12 protein-coding genes are annotated in these 17,145 nt (G+C 38.3%); 6 read left to right on the forward strand and 6 right to left on the reverse strand.

Annotation, left to right across the window (positions count from 1 at the left end; all coding sequences use genetic code 11):
- Nucleotides 1-146: 146 nt before the first annotated feature.
- Nucleotides 147-833 carry a response regulator transcription factor gene (locus QM481_RS12330; RefSeq protein WP_166549670.1) on the forward strand — a complete coding sequence of 229 codons (687 nt, stop codon included), beginning with the start codon at nt 147-149 and terminating at the stop codon, nt 831-833.
- A 190-nt stretch (nt 834-1,023) separates the two neighbouring features.
- Here QM481_RS12330 and QM481_RS12335 read toward each other — a convergent pair whose 3' ends face one another.
- The 3 genes from QM481_RS12335 to QM481_RS12345 form a co-directional block, all read right to left on the reverse strand.
- Complete coding sequence (locus QM481_RS12335; RefSeq protein ID WP_283381982.1) at nt 1,024-3,831, reverse strand: M16 family metallopeptidase; 2,808 nt, start codon at nt 3,829-3,831, stop codon at nt 1,024-1,026.
- 522 nt (nt 3,832-4,353) lie between these two features.
- Nucleotides 4,354-4,590, reverse strand: a complete 237-nt coding sequence (locus QM481_RS12340) for a hypothetical protein (RefSeq protein WP_166549668.1) — start codon at nt 4,588-4,590, stop codon at nt 4,354-4,356.
- A gap of 4 nt (nt 4,591-4,594) precedes the next feature.
- Nucleotides 4,595-5,182, reverse strand: coding sequence for a hypothetical protein (locus QM481_RS12345; protein WP_166549667.1), 588 nt, complete (start codon nt 5,180-5,182; stop codon nt 4,595-4,597).
- A gap of 390 nt (nt 5,183-5,572) precedes the next feature.
- Between QM481_RS12345 and uvrA (QM481_RS12350) the strand changes: the two genes are divergently transcribed.
- On the forward strand, nt 5,573-8,446 hold the full coding sequence (gene uvrA, locus QM481_RS12350) for an excinuclease ABC subunit UvrA (protein WP_283382052.1): 2,874 nt from the start codon (nt 5,573-5,575) through the stop codon (nt 8,444-8,446).
- A 202-nt stretch (nt 8,447-8,648) separates the two neighbouring features.
- On the opposite strand, the gene QM481_RS12355 is transcribed toward uvrA (QM481_RS12350), so the two are convergent.
- On the reverse strand, nt 8,649-8,870 hold the full coding sequence (locus QM481_RS12355; RefSeq protein ID WP_166549666.1) for a hypothetical protein: 222 nt from the start codon (nt 8,868-8,870) through the stop codon (nt 8,649-8,651).
- A gap of 237 nt (nt 8,871-9,107) precedes the next feature.
- On the opposite strand from QM481_RS12355, the gene QM481_RS12360 reads away from it, so the two are divergent.
- Both QM481_RS12360 and QM481_RS12365 read left to right on the forward strand, forming a co-directional pair.
- Complete coding sequence (locus QM481_RS12360; RefSeq protein WP_283381983.1) at nt 9,108-10,325, forward strand: MFS transporter; 1,218 nt, start codon at nt 9,108-9,110, stop codon at nt 10,323-10,325.
- A gap of 95 nt (nt 10,326-10,420) precedes the next feature.
- A complete protein-coding gene (locus tag QM481_RS12365) occupies nt 10,421-11,701 on the forward strand; it encodes a hemolysin family protein (RefSeq protein ID WP_283381984.1) in 1,281 nt (426 codons plus the stop codon).
- A 394-nt stretch (nt 11,702-12,095) separates the two neighbouring features.
- Here the strand turns inward: QM481_RS12365 and QM481_RS12370 are convergent, their stop codons facing one another.
- Nucleotides 12,096-12,647 carry a YcxB family protein gene (locus tag QM481_RS12370; protein ID WP_283381985.1) on the reverse strand — a complete coding sequence of 184 codons (552 nt, stop codon included), beginning with the start codon at nt 12,645-12,647 and terminating at the stop codon, nt 12,096-12,098.
- Nucleotides 12,648-12,838: 191 nt separating this feature from the next.
- On the reverse strand, nt 12,839-13,243 hold the full coding sequence (locus tag QM481_RS12375) for a DUF4783 domain-containing protein (protein ID WP_166549663.1): 405 nt from the start codon (nt 13,241-13,243) through the stop codon (nt 12,839-12,841).
- A gap of 214 nt (nt 13,244-13,457) precedes the next feature.
- On the opposite strand from QM481_RS12375, the gene QM481_RS12380 reads away from it, so the two are divergent.
- Together QM481_RS12380 and uvrA (QM481_RS12385) are read left to right on the forward strand one after the other, a co-directional pair.
- Entirely contained in the window at nt 13,458-13,964 is a 507-nt protein-coding gene (locus tag QM481_RS12380) for a phosphoribosyltransferase family protein (RefSeq protein WP_283381986.1), read from the forward strand.
- A 294-nt stretch (nt 13,965-14,258) separates the two neighbouring features.
- The gene (gene uvrA, locus QM481_RS12385) at nt 14,259-17,090 is read left to right on the forward strand and encodes an excinuclease ABC subunit UvrA (RefSeq protein ID WP_283381987.1); all 2,832 of its coding nucleotides are present in this window, start codon (nt 14,259-14,261) and stop codon (nt 17,088-17,090) included.
- The last annotated feature ends 55 nt before the right edge of the window (nt 17,091-17,145 follow it).

Below are 17,145 nucleotides of genomic sequence, written 5' to 3' on the forward strand. Positions count from 1 at the left end.
TAAAGTAAAGGGTTTCTGATAAAATGAAGGAAACATTTTTGTCTAATATCTATCGCCTTTTGCCTACTGCACGATAAAGGAACGCACTTTTACTACATTGGAATCCTTACCTATTCCATCGACAACACGTATAACGCTTACACATTATGAATAAAATCTTATTAGCCGAAGACGACCCAAATTTAGGACAGCTTTTGCAAGAATATCTTACCATCAAAGGTTTTGAAGCCACCTTAGCCAAAGATGGTGACGATGCGCTCTCTAAGTTTGTATTGACAGATTATGATTTATGCATCTTCGATGTAATGATGCCTAAAAAAGATGGGTTTACTTTGGCAAAAGAGGTACGAATGTCTGATAAAGATACACCTATCATATTTCTGACAGCAAAGGCCATGAAAGAAGATACTTTGCAAGGTTTTAAAGTTGGAGCTGATGACTATATGACAAAACCTTTTTCGATGGAAGAACTCTTGGCTCGTATCCAAGCAATCTTGAGAAGAAGTCAAAAGCAAGCTACAGAAAATGCTGTCAAAAGTAATACTTTCGTGATAGGCGCTTATGAGTTTGATTCCGAAAAACAACTATTATTTCATGCCTCAGGTCAGCAAAAATTAACTTCTAAAGAAAGTGAATTGCTAAAATTGCTCTGCGAAAATATCGGCAAACCCGTAAGCCGTAGCTTTGCCCTGAAAATGGTTTGGGGTGATGATACTTATTTCAATGCCCGTAGTATGGACGTATATATCACCAAACTGCGTAAGTTTTTTAAAGAAGAACCAACTATTCAAATCATCAACCTTCACGGTGAAGGATTTAAGTTGATGAGCTAATACTTAGTCATAAATTGAGTGATTTGTGATTGAGTGCATGAGTGATTATGTTAAAAATTATCTTCTTGCAGTAGAGACGCAACGCTTTGCGTCTAAGGCGGTAGGATTCTGAAATTTTCATCAAAAAAGGCGTTCGAAATGAATTTTTCGAACGCCTTTTTTAATGAAAATTTGGAGAATAATCTCAATACTATTTTTTCTCTGGTAAAAGAATAACTTTAATAAAGTCTTTACCTAAGTATTGATTGGCAGCTTTTTTAGTACTTTCTACCGTTACTTGTTTCATCAAAGCCTCTTCTTTCAATACATCTTTCAAGTCTTCTTTGTATTGGTATTGTCCTTGAAGATAGCCCAACCAGAAACCGTTTTCACGTAATTGTACTTCTGTTTGACGTTTTGATTCAGCTTTGAATTTATCGATGTCTGTTTGTTCAGCACCTTTGGTTTGTACAGCAGTAATTTCGGCTAAAGTACGAGTAACCAATTTTTCAACATTTTCAGGAGCACAAGCAAAACCAATTCTGAAGCTATAACGCGCCGAAGGGATTTTTGAGGCCGAACCTCCTACTTGAACACCATACACACCTGCTTCTTCTTCACGTAATTTTTCAATCAACTTGATTTCTAATACTTCCGAAAGTGCTTCGATTTGTTTATCAGTTTCGGCATTGTACACCAACGGCCCCGACCATACCATTGTTACTCTTGCTTTTGGTTCTGTGCCCTTGTAAACCGTTTTTTCAACCTTACCTTTTGGCGGATAAATACCCAAGTCTTTGGCAATTTCTTTACGTTTTAATGAAGGTAAAGCACCCAAATACTTTTCAAATAATGGTTGTGATTCTTTCAAATTGATATTACCCACAAAGAAGAATGTGAAATCTGAAGCATCAGCAAAACGCTCTTTGTAAATAGCAAAAGCTTTGTTTGCATCAATTTTCTCAATACGTTCAGCAGTAATAGGCATACTACGTGGGTGATAGCTCGACAATACTGCAGTCAATGAATCGCTATATACTTTTTCTGGTGTCAAAGTTTTTTGTTGACTCAACAACCCATCACGCTGATTGCTCAAAAATCCTTTTACAACCTCAGCATCTAAACGTGGTTGCATGAAATAGCTGTAAATCAACTCTAATGCTGTTTCAAAATCCTTTGGAGTCGCTGAGCCACTAATACCTTCGGTAGTAGCGCCAATATATGGTGCAATTCTCACCGTTTTACCTGTCAATAACTTGCGTAAATTGATGGTATTGAAATCACCCACGCCCGAAATAGATGCAATTGTTGAAGCTAGTTTTGCATTATCAGCATCTTTATCAGCATACAAGTTTGAACCACCAACACTATAGCCACTGATTAAGATCTCGTCATTTTTAAAGTCTGTCGGTTTTACTACTACTTTTACTCCATTACCCAAAGTCAACTCCGTTACGCCAATTTCAGGAATTTGTTTTGTAGCAACAACTTTACTTCCTTTCTGTAATTTTTCAATCAATGGTTTTTGTACAGATTGGTCAACGTAAGCTGTTACATCTTTACCTGTATTATTCAACAATTCTTTGATTTTTTCGGCAGAAGGCAACTTGTCTTTATCTTTTTCTGGCGCCATCAAAACAACCGCACGGTTATCGTCTGTAATCAGCGCTTTAGCTGCAGCATTGATATCCTCAAGCTTGATTGTTTCGATATACTTTTTCGTAAAATCATAACCAAACTCAATAGAAGTAAGTACTTCATCTTCTAAAAATGCACTTACCAAACCATCTACCAAGTCCTCTGAGCTAGTCTTATCCTTTTCTTTAAAAGCATTTTCTTGACTTACTAAATACATTTTTTTCGCACGCTCAAATTCGCTTGCATTAAAACCAAATTTTTTCGCACGAGCAGTTTCTTCCAAAATAGCTTTCAAACCGCCTTCGATATTGTCGCCTTTGGCTACTACAATCGAGCTAAAGCCGTCTAGATTACTCAAGAAACCGCTGTAACCTGCTTGTCCATACAAAAATGGAGGATCAGCCTTTTGCGTTAGTTCCTGAATACGAGAAGAAAGCATGATATTGAACAATGAACGAACGATGCCATCACGACGGTCTTGATAAGTTACGTCTTTTTTCTTTGGTTGTTTCGAGATTACCTGAATCACCGTATTAGGTTGTTCTGGGTCTGTAACGATAGCAACGTCTGTTCCGCCAGTCAACGGAATATCATATTTTACTCTTGGTTTTGGATTGGCTACCGCAGGAATTGCGCCGAATTTTTCTTTAATCATTTTTTCGACCATGTCCACATCCACATCACCTACTACCGCCACAGCTTGTAAGTCGGGGCGATACCAATCTTGATGAAATTGTTTTAAAACATCATATTTGAAGTTTTTCAAAATATCATCTTTCCCGATAGGCAAACGCTTAGCATATTGCGAGTTATTCAAAATCAAAGGAAAATACTTGTCACGCATACGAGCTTGAGCACCTTTCCCCAAACGAGATTCTTCTAATACGACACCACGTTCCTTGTCGATTTCGCTAGGTTCGAGTGTTGCGTTATGTGCCCAGTCTTCCAGAATTTGGATACCTTTTTTGAAAACCTCGATAGAGTCTGTTGGTACAGGAAGCATATACACCGTTTCGTCGAAACCAGTATAAGCATTTAAGTCAGCACCAAAACGAACCCCTGATTTTTGAAGAAAATTGACCAATTCATTTTTCGGAAAGTTTTTAGTACCGTTAAAGTTCATGTGCTCCATGAAGTGTGCTAAGCCTTGTTGCTCGTCGGTTTCGAGTACAGAGCCAGCTTTTACCATTAGGCGCAACTGAGCACGGTTTTTAGGTTCAGCATTTTTCTGGATAAAATATTTCATTCCATTGGGCAATACGCCCACACGCACCGACGGATCCATAGGTAATTTTTGGCTCAAATCGGTTTGTCCATAGCCTACAAAGCTCAAAGAGATTCCTAAAGCAACTGTAGCAATTAGGTGAACAACTTTTTTCATGAAAGTTTTAAAGTTATGAGATTTAAAAAGTATTGATTCATACGATAAGACACGCTTACCGTATCTTCCAAATTTAATGAATGTTTTGATTTCACTCTATTATTCAGTGGAAATTAAAAACAGAAACCTGTGCGTTTTATTATTGAGTGAGTTGAGATTGAGTGAATGAGTGATTATTTAAAAAAGAAATTTACCAGTAGAGACGCAATGATTGCGTCTGAAAGATGTGTAATCCTGCATTTAAGTATCAAAAAAGGCACTCGAAAATTGTTTTCCGAGCGCCTTTTTTGATGAAACCATGCTAGATTTTACTCCGCTTAAGACGCAATCATTGCGTCTCTACTTCTAGAATACAAATTTTAACAGAATCACTCATTCGTTCATTCACTAAATTAGGGATGATAATTTGAGCATTGCCAATAAAATAAAATTGGTGTAGTGGCAACTCTTGCAGTTGCCGCCTTCAAAATGGAAACTGCAAGAGTTGCTACTACACCAAAAAATATGTTACTTGTTCAGGACCTAACTCATTTGTTTGAATCTTTTTTTCAAAATCAGTAAGGCAATATGTAACGCTACGGTAATACTTACGATTTTGACACCATTAGCCTCCTCCCAAAAATTAGGATCTTGATACACTTTAAAAGCAATAATTGCCAATATCAGAGTAAGCACTATTTGGAAAAAACTCATTATGCCAATCATCACTTGTACAATGAGCTGGCGAAGGCCATCAAAACCGCGTTTTTCGTTTACCATAATCTTAGAAGAAAAAGCCTCCTACTCGGATAACGATAGGGCTACCATAAGGAGATGTTAGATTATTGGACGAATAACTAAAGTTATATAATGCTGAAATCTGGAAACCTCCATATCCTAGACCAACACCTGCCAAAAATTGAGGGTCATAATTGAGTTTATAGGTTCCTGCACTGCCATAATACTGTTGAACCTCTCCTTGTGCAAATGCTTTAGACAAGATAGACTCTAGGAAACGAAGACGATATTGCGTAAAAAGTCTAGGCCCATATAGATTATAAGCCGTTGCACCAGTGTATTTGGTGTATTGATAATCTACCGCCAGACCAACTGTCATTTCGTTGGTAAGCAAATACCCAGCCATTGGCGACACAGAGATAAGCGTTGGGTTACCGAACTGCAAACCACCGATACCGCCCCCAAATTTCAATCTTTCGCGGAAGGATAAATCTCTTACGTCTGGTTCTTCGTTTTCCTCGGCGTCGAGGTCACCCGTTGCGCCATCTTGTTTAATTACAACCGGCTCCTGCGCCCAGCTTTTTGTTATGTTACCTGCGGTTAGTAAGCAGAGAATAAGAAGTATTTTTTTCATGGTTTGAAAATTAATCTATTGTGTTTCAATAAGCTATAGATGTTTCATCTATCAACAAAAAGACGTTATCCTCGAACAAAAAGTCTTCGTTGTGAATCCTAGTTGCTTTTTTGTCTTTATAAATAGTCATCCTTTATTCATAAAGACACATTTTACACATCATTTCGTTGCAATCACTTGTATCAAACCCTTAAATTAATGGAAAGTTTGCTACATTCTTGCGTACATACGAAACAATCTTGTCTAGTTTTTTGTCTAACTTTGAGAGGACAACAAACCTATGACAATTCAAGGTTTGTTCATCCTTATTTTGCCTGTAATTGTTTTGGACAAAATTTGGCAACACTCAATCATTCTCATATTGCCAAAATTCAACTATCCGACATTTTGATGAATACTGCCGAAATCACGCTGAACCAACAGTCTTCCATAGAAAACCTCGACCCTAAAAAGAATATCATTATTAAAGGGGCAAGAGTCAACAACCTCAAAAATATTGATGTCGCTATTCCTCGTAACCAGCTTGTGGTTATTACGGGCTTATCTGGCTCAGGAAAGTCATCTTTGGCTTTTGACACACTGTTTGCCGAAGGGCAACGTATGTATGTCGAAAGCTTAAGTTCGTATGCCCGTCAGTTTTTGGGAAGAATGGAAAAGCCTGATGTAGACTATATCAAAGGCGTATCGCCAGCGATTGCGATTGAGCAGAAGGTTTCTACTAAAAACCCTCGTTCGACGGTTGGTACGACTACCGAGATTTATGATTATCTCAAATTATTATTTGCTCGCACAGGAATTACGTATTCGCCTCTTTCTGGAAATATTGTCAGAAAAGATACCGTTACTGATGTGGTCAACTGGTTGTTCGAACAAGAATCAGGGCAAAGAGTCTTAATTCTGGCGCCCTTATTTTTGAGAGAAGGACGTAGTTTGCAAGCCGAAATACAGGTATTGATGCAAAAAGGCTATACCCGTATTGTGGTGGATGAGGAGACTTTATTTCTGGAAGAACTATTAGAAAATCCAACGCGAATAGAAGAGCTCCCTCCTATTGACTTGGTCAAAAACAACTTCAGAATATTAATAGACCGATTAGTTATCAAAAAAGAAGACGACGGTCAGCCAGATGAAGAAACACAGTTTCGTGCATCAGACTCAGTACAAACGGCATTTTTTGAAGGAAGTGGCACTTGTTACATTGAGCTTGTAGGACAAGAAACTCGTGTTTTCTCAGATAGATTTGAATCTGACGGTATCGTTTTTGAAGAACCTTCACTCAACCTTTTTAGCTTTAATAACCCTTATGGCGCTTGTAAGCGTTGTGAAGGTTTTGGTAAAGTATTAGGCTTGGACCACGACCTTATTTTCCCAGACCATAATTTATCAGTCTATGAAGGGGCTATTGCGCCATGGCGTACCGAAAAAATGGGCGAATGGCTTATTCCGCTGTTACGCAATGGTATCAAATTCGACTTTCCTATTCATAGAGCCTATAAAGATTTGACAGAACAGGAAAAAGCATTATTGTGGACAGGAAACGAATATTTTTCTGGTCTCAATGCCTTTTTCCAAATGCTCGAAACCGAGACGCACAAAATCCAATTTAGAGTTTTGCTTTCTCGCTACCGTGGTCGTACTACTTGCCCAGATTGCCAAGGTTCACGCTTGCGTAAAGATGCAGGATATGTCAAAATTAACGGTAAGTCTATTATCGACCTGGTATTGATGCCTATCTCAGAAGTAACAGAGTTTTTTGAAAAACTAGAACTTCCTGATTATCAAATGGAATTATCGAAGCGTATTGTACAAGAAATCCAAAATCGACTAGATTTTATGAGTCGTGTAGGTTTGGGATATCTTACACTCAATCGTCTTACTTCAACTTTATCAGGTGGTGAATTTCAGCGTATCAAGCTAGCAACTTCGTTGGGAAGTGCGCTTGTTGGGTCAATGTATATCCTAGATGAGCCTTCGATTGGCTTGCACCCACGTGACACACAACGTTTGGTTTCGGTATTAGAATCGTTGAGAGATTTGGGCAATACCGTTATTGTGGTTGAACACGAAGAAGAGGTAATGCGAGTGGCCAACCAAATCATTGATATTGGTCCTGATGCGGGAAGTCATGGTGGGCAGCTTGTATTTCAAGGGAATTACGAACAATTGAGCGACGCACAAGTCACCGAAATACAAAGTCATACGATTAATTTCTTAACTGGAAAAGATAGTATTCCTGTACCAAAGTTTCGTAGAAAATCCACTGCTTTCATAGACATCAAAGGTGCAAGAGAAAATAATCTTAAAAACTTAGATGTCAAATTTCCACTTGGAGTACTCACAGTGGTGACGGGGGTAAGTGGTTCTGGAAAATCAACACTTATTCGTAAAGTGTTATTTCCTGCACTAGGAAGACATTTGGGGACATTCACTGATGAAACAGGGAAATTTACAGAATTAAGTGGCAGTCTTAATCGAATTGAGGCTGTTGAAATGATTGACCAAAATCCCATAGGAAAGTCATCACGCTCAAACCCCGTTACCTATATCAAGGCGTATGATCAAATTCGCTTGTTGTATTCAGAACAAGCTATTTCAAAAAATCGTGGCTATAAACCTGCGCATTTCTCGTTCAACGTAGACGGTGGTCGTTGTGAAACCTGCCAAGGCGAGGGTGAAGTTACCATTGAGATGCAGTTTATGGCAGACGTGCGCCTCAAATGCGAGTCATGCGGTGGAAAGCGTTTTAAACAAGAAATCTTAGACGTAAAATACCAAGAAAAGGATATTGCTGAAATCTTGGATATGACCGTTGATGAAGCGATTATACTTTTCTCAAAAGAAGACCCTAAACTGGCTGACAAACTAATTCCGTTACAAGAAGTTGGTTTGGGTTATATCAAACTGGGTCAGTCTTCAAGCTCTTTGTCGGGTGGCGAAGCACAGCGTGTCAAATTGGCTAGTTTCTTAGGAAAGGGGAATTCAAGTAAAGGGAAGACCCTCTTTATTTTTGACGAACCTACAACAGGTTTACACTTCCACGATATTAAAAAACTATTGAAAGCCATCAACGCACTCGTTGAGCAAGGCGATTCAGTGATTATTATCGAGCATAACATGGAAGTCATCAAATCGGCAGATTATATCATTGATCTTGGTCCAGAGGGCGGCAATCAAGGAGGCTATATCACTTTTGCGGGAACACCCGAAGACATGGTAAAAGAAGGAAATAGCTTTACTGCTACTTTTTTGAAAGAGAAATTATAAGCTACAGCGTCTCACTCAGATGTCAGCCACGCATACCTTGTGTGGCTGACATCTGAATTTTTAAAGTCATAACAATTCATCTACTATAGCTCAAACTGCTACAATAGTACTGAAAAGTTGATACAAAGTTTTAAAAGGATTATATAAAGTCAGGAAGGATTAAGGAGCTTATTTTTTACACCTTATGGCGGTAAGGAAAACGCTAAGCTACATCAGATTGAGCAGGCTCAAATCTCGACGTTTGTTTATTTGAGTACAAAATTTCTTGATAAGAAAGGGTTTTCAACATGCCTATTTTGATTCTTTTACGCACTGCTTGCGTTTCAGATTTATAAGTATTTTGCCCTCTCAATAATTCCTCTGCAATATTCGCAACAAGAAGCTCTACAGATTCTGGCGTTAAAATTACTGGCGAGTCTTTCATAACACTATTCTTTTGGTGGGTTGTGTGGTTAAAACAATCTTTTACACGGAACAGGAGAGAAACAATTGTTATTCAACTAGTTAACAACAAAGTTACAAAATTCGTTGCTTGACCGTTAACCAAAGATAGATTTTTTTAGAAATGCACCCAAAAATCATACCAAATCAATCATCGATATTTCCAATTTTATGAGGGGCTAAATTGAATAAAAATTCGCTTCAATCTCAAACTAAAAATATGTTTTTCAAACCTTTATATATTTACAAAAATGCATTTGGCGGACTTCCCAAATCGGTTTGGTTGCTATCAGCAATCATGTTTGTCAACCGTAGCGGGACGATGGTTTTGCCATTTTTAACCTTATATCTTACTCAAAAACTTCACTTCTCGGTGGCAGACGCAGGGATTGTCATGGCATTTTATGGCTCAGGAGCGTTATTTGGCACTTTTTTAGGTGGAAAACTAACTGATAAAATAGGTTTTTACCCTATCCAATTTTACAGTTTATTATTGTCAGGCATTGCATTATTGGTTTTGATGCAATTAACCTCCCTCTACAGTATTTGTGCAGGAGTATTTATTTTTACAACGCTTGGTGATACGTTTCGCCCTGCCAATGGCGCCTCTATTGCTTATTATAGCACGCCTGCAAACCGCACTCGCTCGTACACACTCAATCGTTTGGCTATCAATTTAGGCTGGTCGATTGGTGGCGGTATGGGAGGTATTTTGGCAGAGATGGATTACAACTATCTGTTTTGGGGCGACGGAGTAACTTGTATTGTAGCTGCTATTTTATTAAGGATTTTAATAAAACCTCCAGTGCTTGATACGACCTCCTCAAAGTCTGCTGAAACTCATGTGAGTAATTTACCCAATTCGGCGTACAAGGATAAATTTTACTGGGTATTTTTGGCATTGGTGGTCATGTATGCGATACCGTTCTTCCAGTTATTTTCTTTGGAACCTTTATATTTTAGAACAGTCATAAAGCTTTCAGAGTCTCGAATTGGTGCTTTTATGGTTTTCAATGGTTTGTTAATTGCTACCACCGAAATGATATTTGTTCATACGGTCGAAAAACGCCTACCACGCCCTATATTGATCGCTATAGGTTTGTTACTTACAGCTTGTTCGTTTTTTGTGCTGAATGTATCCACGGCTATAATGTTTATTTGGTTTTCGATTGCCTTTAATACCATTGGCGAAATGTTTGCGATGCCTTTCATGCAAACTTTAGTCGTAGATAGAGCTAATGAAAAAAATAGAGGTCAATATCTAGCGCTCTATTCAATGTGTTATTCTATTGCTCAAATCAGCGCTCCCACCATCGGTGCACAGATTATTCAACGATGGAATTTTGCGGAACTTTGGTATGTCATGGGAGGATTATGTTTGACTTCGATGCTAGGGTTTTTATTATTACGCCATCATTTTGTGAAACACAAAGTGTAATGCTAAGTCGCAGGTGATAATTTTTCGCACACAATCCCTAACTTAGCGCTGTCAAATACTCACTCTCAAATCATTCGACTGATTGATTTTATTTCATGGAACTACTTATCATATTTTTATTAATTCTGCTCAATGGCATTTTTTCAATGTCAGAAATAGCACTTGTGTCTGCACGAAAGGCGCGATTGGAATCTTCTGCCAAAAAAGGCGATACCAATGCCAAAATAGCTTTAAATATTGCCAACGAACCTAACCGTTTTTTTTCAACAGTCCAGATTGGTATTACCTTAATTGGAATTTTAACAGGTATTTTTTCAGGAGAAAAAATGACCAATGATATAAAAGCTTTTTACGGACAATTTGAATTGTTTGCTCCTTACCAACATACTTTGGCGGTCACAACAGTGGTTTTGTTGATTACTTATCTTTCGTTGGTATTTGGAGAACTTGTACCAAAGCGTATTGGACTCACCAATCCCGAATTTATTGCCAAAACGGTAGCTCGTCCGATGAATATGCTATCGACGCTTACAGCTCCTTTTGTTTGGCTTTTGACATTTTCTTCGGATTTACTAATCAAAATTCTCAACATCAAACCTTCTACCGACAGTAAAGTAACCGAAGAAGAAATCAAGGCAATTGTGCAAGAAGGTACCGAAAGTGGTGAGGTTCATGAAATAGAACAAGATATTGTGGGTAGGGTGTTTAGTCTGGGCGATAGAAATGTATCGTCGTTGATGACGCACCGCAACGATGTGGTATTTTTAAAATCTAGCTATTCTTCTGACCGAATCAGAGAAGTGATTCATGAAGAATTACACTCGCTATATCCTGTTTACGAAAAAGACAAAGACCATATTATCGGCGTAGTGCGCCTGAAAGATTTGTTTTTGCCTCTGAGTCAAACAGACTTTGACTTGAGCTTATATCTTTCTCCTCCACAATTTATTCTAGAAAATGCTTCGGCTTACCAAGCTTTGCAGCGTTTTAAGGATAGTAAAATTCATTACGGAATTGTCATTGATGAGTATGGTCAAACACAAGGTATTGTTACGCTCAATGATTTGCTAGAAGCATTGGTAGGAAACGTATCAGATTTTGACCATGATGGTTATCGTTTAGACAAGCGAGAAGATGATTCTTGGTTGATTGATGGGCAGTATCCACTGGTAGATTTTTTACAATTCTTTGATTTGCCTAATCATTTTCAAGAATACTCTTTCAATACAGTCGCTGGGTTAATTCTGAATGAATTGACGGATTTACCACAACAAGGTGATACGATTATTTGGCAAAATATGAGCTTCGAAATTATTGATATGGATGGCGCAAAAGTCGATAAACTTTTAATTAAAATCTTAAATACAGAGGGATAATTTGAAAATTAGGATGATTTGAAGATTTGAAAATTGATTTATTACAAATTGAAAAGTTTATGATTAATGTCTAATAACTTAGCTATAACCCAAAGCTGATACCCATCGCCTACAAACATAAAAAACCCCAAACGAATTATCGTTTGGGGTTTTTTATGTTTGTAGGAATATGTTTAAATTTTATAAGCCAATAAAAATGGTGACCATACTGTTTTGAGTATTCGATTTTTATGAAATCCTACTGTTTGAGCCGCAGGCGAGTTTAGGATTTCTTGACTTTCTTTTGCGGCCGCCGCTGCGGGTACTTTTCTTGTGTCAAGACAAGAAAAGTAAGCAGTGGCAAATGGAAACTTTGTTCTTTTTACAAATACCAGATAAAATATTCAACCATATTCTAAGAAATAAAACCTTTATCTCTCAAGATTTTATCCATCAATTTTTTATCGTTATCGCTTGAGAAAATATTGAATGGCAAATAAATAAACTGATATTGACCTAAATCCAACACATAAGCTTCTTTTTCTTTTCTAGCAGTTTTAATCATATCCCATTTGATAACACCACCTTGCTCGTCTGTAATTTTCATCAAAATTTGACGGCTATCGATTTCGTAGCGATATTTTTCAAAAAGTTGTTTGTATTGATCCAACTGCGTTACACCCGTAAATTGAATTGCCCAGAAAGCAACATAACCAATCGCCCCAATAAGCGTCAATACATAAATCCAGTAGTTATGATAAATACCTGTAATATTGAGCACCGCGTTCACAGCGATAAGTCCAAGTGGTACAAAACCCCAATACCATTGATTTTTGACCATTTGGCTCATATTGAGAGTAATAAACTTGTTTTTATCAAGCGCATACTTTTTTGTTTTGATAGCCAGTGGATTTACTGGCATTTGCACCATTCGTCTTTGCTGACCCTGTGCATATCCTTTTGCCATGTCGTTGTTCTTTATGCTTTATTGTAAATTATGCTATTGTTCGCAAACAGACTGCAAATGTACAAAAAATAAGCGTAGCTAAGTATTTTCACTTGCTACGCTGTCAATATTTCTTAACAAATCTAAATTATGAGAGGAATTACACCAAGTTATTTGCGCTAACCTCTACATCTCCAACACATTCCAAACCATTACTTTTCTTTTCTAAACTGAATACTTTCGACTAAAAACTTATCCTGATTTCTTTTGAGCAGGATATACACCGCATAATTCCCCCGATTTGTCTTATACAGACCTCTGTAATACTGAGACAAAGAATTGGCACCTTGATGAACTAACTGAAAATCTTGAGGTGGCCAACGTTTAAAGAACGACTTTAGGATGATTTCGGCGTGCGTTTGTGAAATCTCACTAAAATCAATTTGCTCAGCATCAATCAATAAATCCACATTCTCGTCAAACATCGAAGCTAGCTCACTTGCTTGACCTTGTTTGAGTGACGTAAGTAATTTTCCAACCGCAAAACTTTGTGGGTCAGCACCGCCCCACGAAGTCCAAAATATTAAAGTAAGAATAAATGAAAGTAGTATTTTCATGTTGTGTGTCAATATAACTGGATGAAGTTATATGACAGTGAATCCGCACAAATTGTGCCAGCCCTCTTGAAAGCTTTTTTTTTTGAATATTATTTATCCAATTATCTAAAAATTTATCTTTCAAGTCTTAATATTGCGACTTGCAATTAGAGTCGTCTCTATAATTGCTAAGAAAGAGCTATAGAGGTCAATAAAGTTTTAATATCTTCGCAGCATGGAACTAACAGATAATCAAATACTAAACCAAACGCAGGTACTCCAAAAAATTAAACGTATTGCGTTTGAGATATACGAAAACAATTTCGAAGAATCAGAAATTATCATTGCTGGTATCAAGGGTCAAGGGTATTCATTTGCCAAATTACTTGCCGAAATGATTGGGAATATTTCCTCTATCAAGGCTATTGCAGTACTTATTGACATGGACAAGGAAGTGCCTAATCCAAGTATCACTTTTGATTGCGAGGATAGCCTACTCGAGCAAAAAGCCATTATCGTAGTAGACGACGTATTGAATACTGGTCGTACTTTTGCTTATGGCTTATCGCCATTTTTGCGTTTGCATGTAAAGCGTCTTCAAACAGCCGTTATCGTAGACCGTGGCTACCATCGTTTCCCAATTGCCGCAAATTATATCGGGTACGAATTGTCTACAACGATTAACGAGCACGTAAAAGTTATCCTAGATAACCCTGATGAAGTTGGCGTTTATTTAAGCTAGAGATATTGAGTGATTGAGTGGTTTGTGATTGAGTGATTATTGAAATACTCAACCATTCTGTAGAGATGTATGGTTTTGCATCTCTACAGAATAAATTTTTCTTAAAATCACTCAATTTCACTTAATCCTTTCCCCACTTTGTGCCTCTGTGCCTTTGCACCTTCTCCACTATTAAAAGCTTTCTTCTAAAACCTTCATAAATTTTGGTAACTTTACTAAGGCAATTAATGTTATCCAATTAACGGCTTGGTGAATTACCCCTTTGCCTTTGCATTCAATTATATTCCTTATTTCATGTCCAACCTCACAGACAACACAGGCTATGAGCATATCGAAGTGCTCGGAGCAAGAGAACATAACCTAAAGAATATTGACCTCACTATTCCTCGCAACAAACTTGTCGTTATTACTGGCATCAGTGGTTCGGGGAAATCTTCATTAGCATTTGATACCATTTATGCTGAAGGACAGCGTCGTTATATGGAAAGCTTTTCGGCCTATGCCCGAAGCTTTATCGGTGGAATGGAGCGCCCCAATGTGGATAAAATCAATGGGCTTTCGCCTGTAATTTCGATTGAGCAAAAGACCACTTCCAAAAACCCTCGCTCGACCGTAGGTACTGTTACCGAAATCTATGACTTTATGCGTTTGTTCTATGCTCGTGCAGGAGAAGCATTTAGTTATTTGTCGGGTGAAAAAATGATTAAACAGTCTGTCGATCAAATCATTGATGTAATTCTCAATGATTATGACAATCAAAAACTAATCATTTTGGCTCCGATTGTCAAAGGTCGTAAAGGACATTACCGTGAGCTTTTTGTGCAGATTGCCAAATTGGGTTATACCAAAGTACGTGTCGATGGCGTGGTGATGGACATTCAGCCCAAAATGCAGCTCGACCGTTTCAAAATCCACGATATAGAGATTGTCATTGACCGTATTGTGGTAAAAACTGAAGACCGCTTCCGCTTATCGCAGTCTGTTCAAACAGCCTTGAACCAAGGAAAAGGTTTGATGATGATTCGTGACGAAAAAGGTGAAGTCCGTAATTTTTCAAAATTCTTGATGGATCCTAAAACTGGGATTTCTTACGACGAGCCTGCGCCTAATACCTTTTCATTTAACTCTCCTTATGGCTGGTGTCCTTGTTGTCAAGGTTTGGGAGTGGTTGAGGAAATTACAGAAGAAGCTATCCTTCCCGACAAAAGCCTCAGTATTAGCCGTGGAGCCATTGCTCCTATCGGTGAATACCGTGAAATGTGGATTTTCAAACAATTAGAGGTATTACTCAAACCTTTTAAAGTGAGTTTGACCACTCCGCTCGATAAATTTCCTAAAGAAGCTGTCGAAATCATGTTGTATGGTTCTGACGAGCCTGTTCCAGTTCCTTCTAAAAAATATGAAGGTACCGAATGGAATACCAAATATGAGGGAATTATCAATTTCTTGAAAAGACAACAAGAAAGTGGCTCTGATAAAATTCAAGAGTGGCTCAAGGATTTTATGATGATTCGCACCTGCCCAGATTGCAATGGGGCACGTCTGAAAAAAGAAGCGCTTTTCTTCAAAATAGATAACAAAAATATTGCGGAATTAGCCCAATTAGATGTCTCGGACTTAGCCAAATGGTTTGAGGGACTCGAAGAGCGCATGTCTGAACGCCAAAATGTAATCGGTCGTGAGGTACTCAAAGAAATCCGCAAACGTATCGGTTTCTTGACGGGTATCGGCTTAGAATATCTTACGCTCAATCGCCCACTCAAAACGCTTTCGGGTGGCGAGGCACAACGTATTCGTTTGGCAACCCAAATTGGTACACAACTGACCAATGTCTTGTATATCATGGACGAGCCAAGTATTGGCTTGCACCAACGTGACAACGTAAAATTGATTCAAGCACTCAAAGATTTGCGTGATTTGGGTAACTCTATCTTGGTAGTAGAACACGACAAAGATATGATGCTCGAATCTGACTATATCGTGGATATTGGTCCTGGTGCTGGTCGTCATGGTGGCTCGATTGTGGGTCAGGGAACACCAGAGGAGTTTTTGAAAAATAATTCGACTACTGCTAAGTTTTTGAGTGGCGATACCAATATTGAAGTTCCCAAACAACGTCGTAAAGGCAATGGCAATACTTTAGTAATCAAAGGTGCTAATGGCAATAACCTCAAAAATGTTACGCTAAAACTTCCTTTGGGCAAAATGATTGCGATTTCTGGTGTGAGTGGTTCAGGCAAATCTACCTTGATTCACGAAACACTTTTCCCGATTCTCAATCGCCATTTCTTCAATAGCAAACGTGAACCTATGCCATTTAAGGCTGTAGAAGGTTTGGAGTTTTTGGATAAAGTAATTGAAGTGGATCAGTCACCGATTGGTCGTACGCCACGCTCCAACCCTGCCACTTACACGGGAATGTTCTCGGATATTCGTTCGCTTTTTTGTGAGTTGCCAGAATCTAAAATTCGTGGTTACAAAGCAGGACGTTTTAGTTTTAACGTAAAAGGCGGTCGTTGCGAAGATTGTGAAGGCGCAGGGATGAAAAAAATCGAAATGGAGTTCCTACCTGATGTACATATCGCTTGTGAAACTTGTAAAGGCAAACGCTTTAACCGAGAAACATTAGAAGTTCGATTTAAAGGAAAATCCATTGCCGATGTGTTGGATATGACGGTGGAACAGGCGGTGAGCTTTTTTGAAAATCAACCTAAAATTCAGCGTAAAGTTCAAACCTTACATGAGGTTGGCTTGGGCTATCTGACTTTAGGGCAGCAAGCTACGACCCTTTCGGGTGGCGAAGCTCAACGAGTAAAACTAGCAGAGGAACTTTCGAAAAGAGATACAGGAAAAACAATTTATATCCTCGACGAGCCAACGACTGGTCTTCATTTTCAAGATATTAAAGCCTTGATGGAAGTTTTACAAAAACTTGTCGATAAAGGAAATACCGTTTTGATTATCGAGCACAATCTGGATGTCATTAAAGTATCCGATCATGTGATTGACTTGGGTCCAGACGGTGGTCGCAACGGTGGACAAATCATCGCTGAAGGTACGCCAGAACAAGTAGCCAAGGTAAAAGGTAGTTTTACAGCACATTTCTTGAAAGAGGAGCTTTTTTGATTTTGGAATTACGATTTGGGATTGCAGATTTGGCTTTCGAGCGAATAGAGTATAT

Origin of the sequence: Flectobacillus rivi (assembly GCF_030056655.1) — a bacterium.
Classification (GTDB): Bacteria; Bacteroidota; Bacteroidia; order Cytophagales; family Spirosomataceae; genus Flectobacillus; species Flectobacillus rivi.

What these genes read in the sequence shown, in the direction of transcription:
- QM481_RS12380 (WP_283381986.1), top strand. Translation starts at nt 13,458, where the DNA reads ATGGAACTAACAGATAATCAAATACTAAACCAAACGCAGGTACTCCAA.
- QM481_RS12345 (WP_166549667.1), bottom strand. Translation starts at nt 5,182, where the DNA reads ATGAAAAAAATACTTCTTATTCTCTGCTTACTAACCGCAGGTAACATA.
- QM481_RS12360 (WP_283381983.1), top strand. Translation starts at nt 9,108, where the DNA reads ATGTTTTTCAAACCTTTATATATTTACAAAAATGCATTTGGCGGACTT.
- QM481_RS12330 (WP_166549670.1), top strand. Translation starts at nt 147, where the DNA reads ATGAATAAAATCTTATTAGCCGAAGACGACCCAAATTTAGGACAGCTT.
- QM481_RS12355 (WP_166549666.1), bottom strand. Translation starts at nt 8,870, where the DNA reads ATGAAAGACTCGCCAGTAATTTTAACGCCAGAATCTGTAGAGCTTCTT.
- QM481_RS12370 (WP_283381985.1), bottom strand. Translation starts at nt 12,647, where the DNA reads ATGGCAAAAGGATATGCACAGGGTCAGCAAAGACGAATGGTGCAAATG.
- uvrA (WP_283382052.1), top strand. Translation starts at nt 5,573, where the DNA reads ATGAATACTGCCGAAATCACGCTGAACCAACAGTCTTCCATAGAAAAC.
- QM481_RS12365 (WP_283381984.1), top strand. Translation starts at nt 10,421, where the DNA reads ATGGAACTACTTATCATATTTTTATTAATTCTGCTCAATGGCATTTTT.
- QM481_RS12340 (WP_166549668.1), bottom strand. Translation starts at nt 4,590, where the DNA reads ATGGTAAACGAAAAACGCGGTTTTGATGGCCTTCGCCAGCTCATTGTA.
- uvrA (WP_283381987.1), top strand. Translation starts at nt 14,259, where the DNA reads ATGTCCAACCTCACAGACAACACAGGCTATGAGCATATCGAAGTGCTC.
- QM481_RS12335 (WP_283381982.1), bottom strand. Translation starts at nt 3,831, where the DNA reads ATGAAAAAAGTTGTTCACCTAATTGCTACAGTTGCTTTAGGAATCTCT.
- QM481_RS12375 (WP_166549663.1), bottom strand. Translation starts at nt 13,243, where the DNA reads ATGAAAATACTACTTTCATTTATTCTTACTTTAATATTTTGGACTTCG.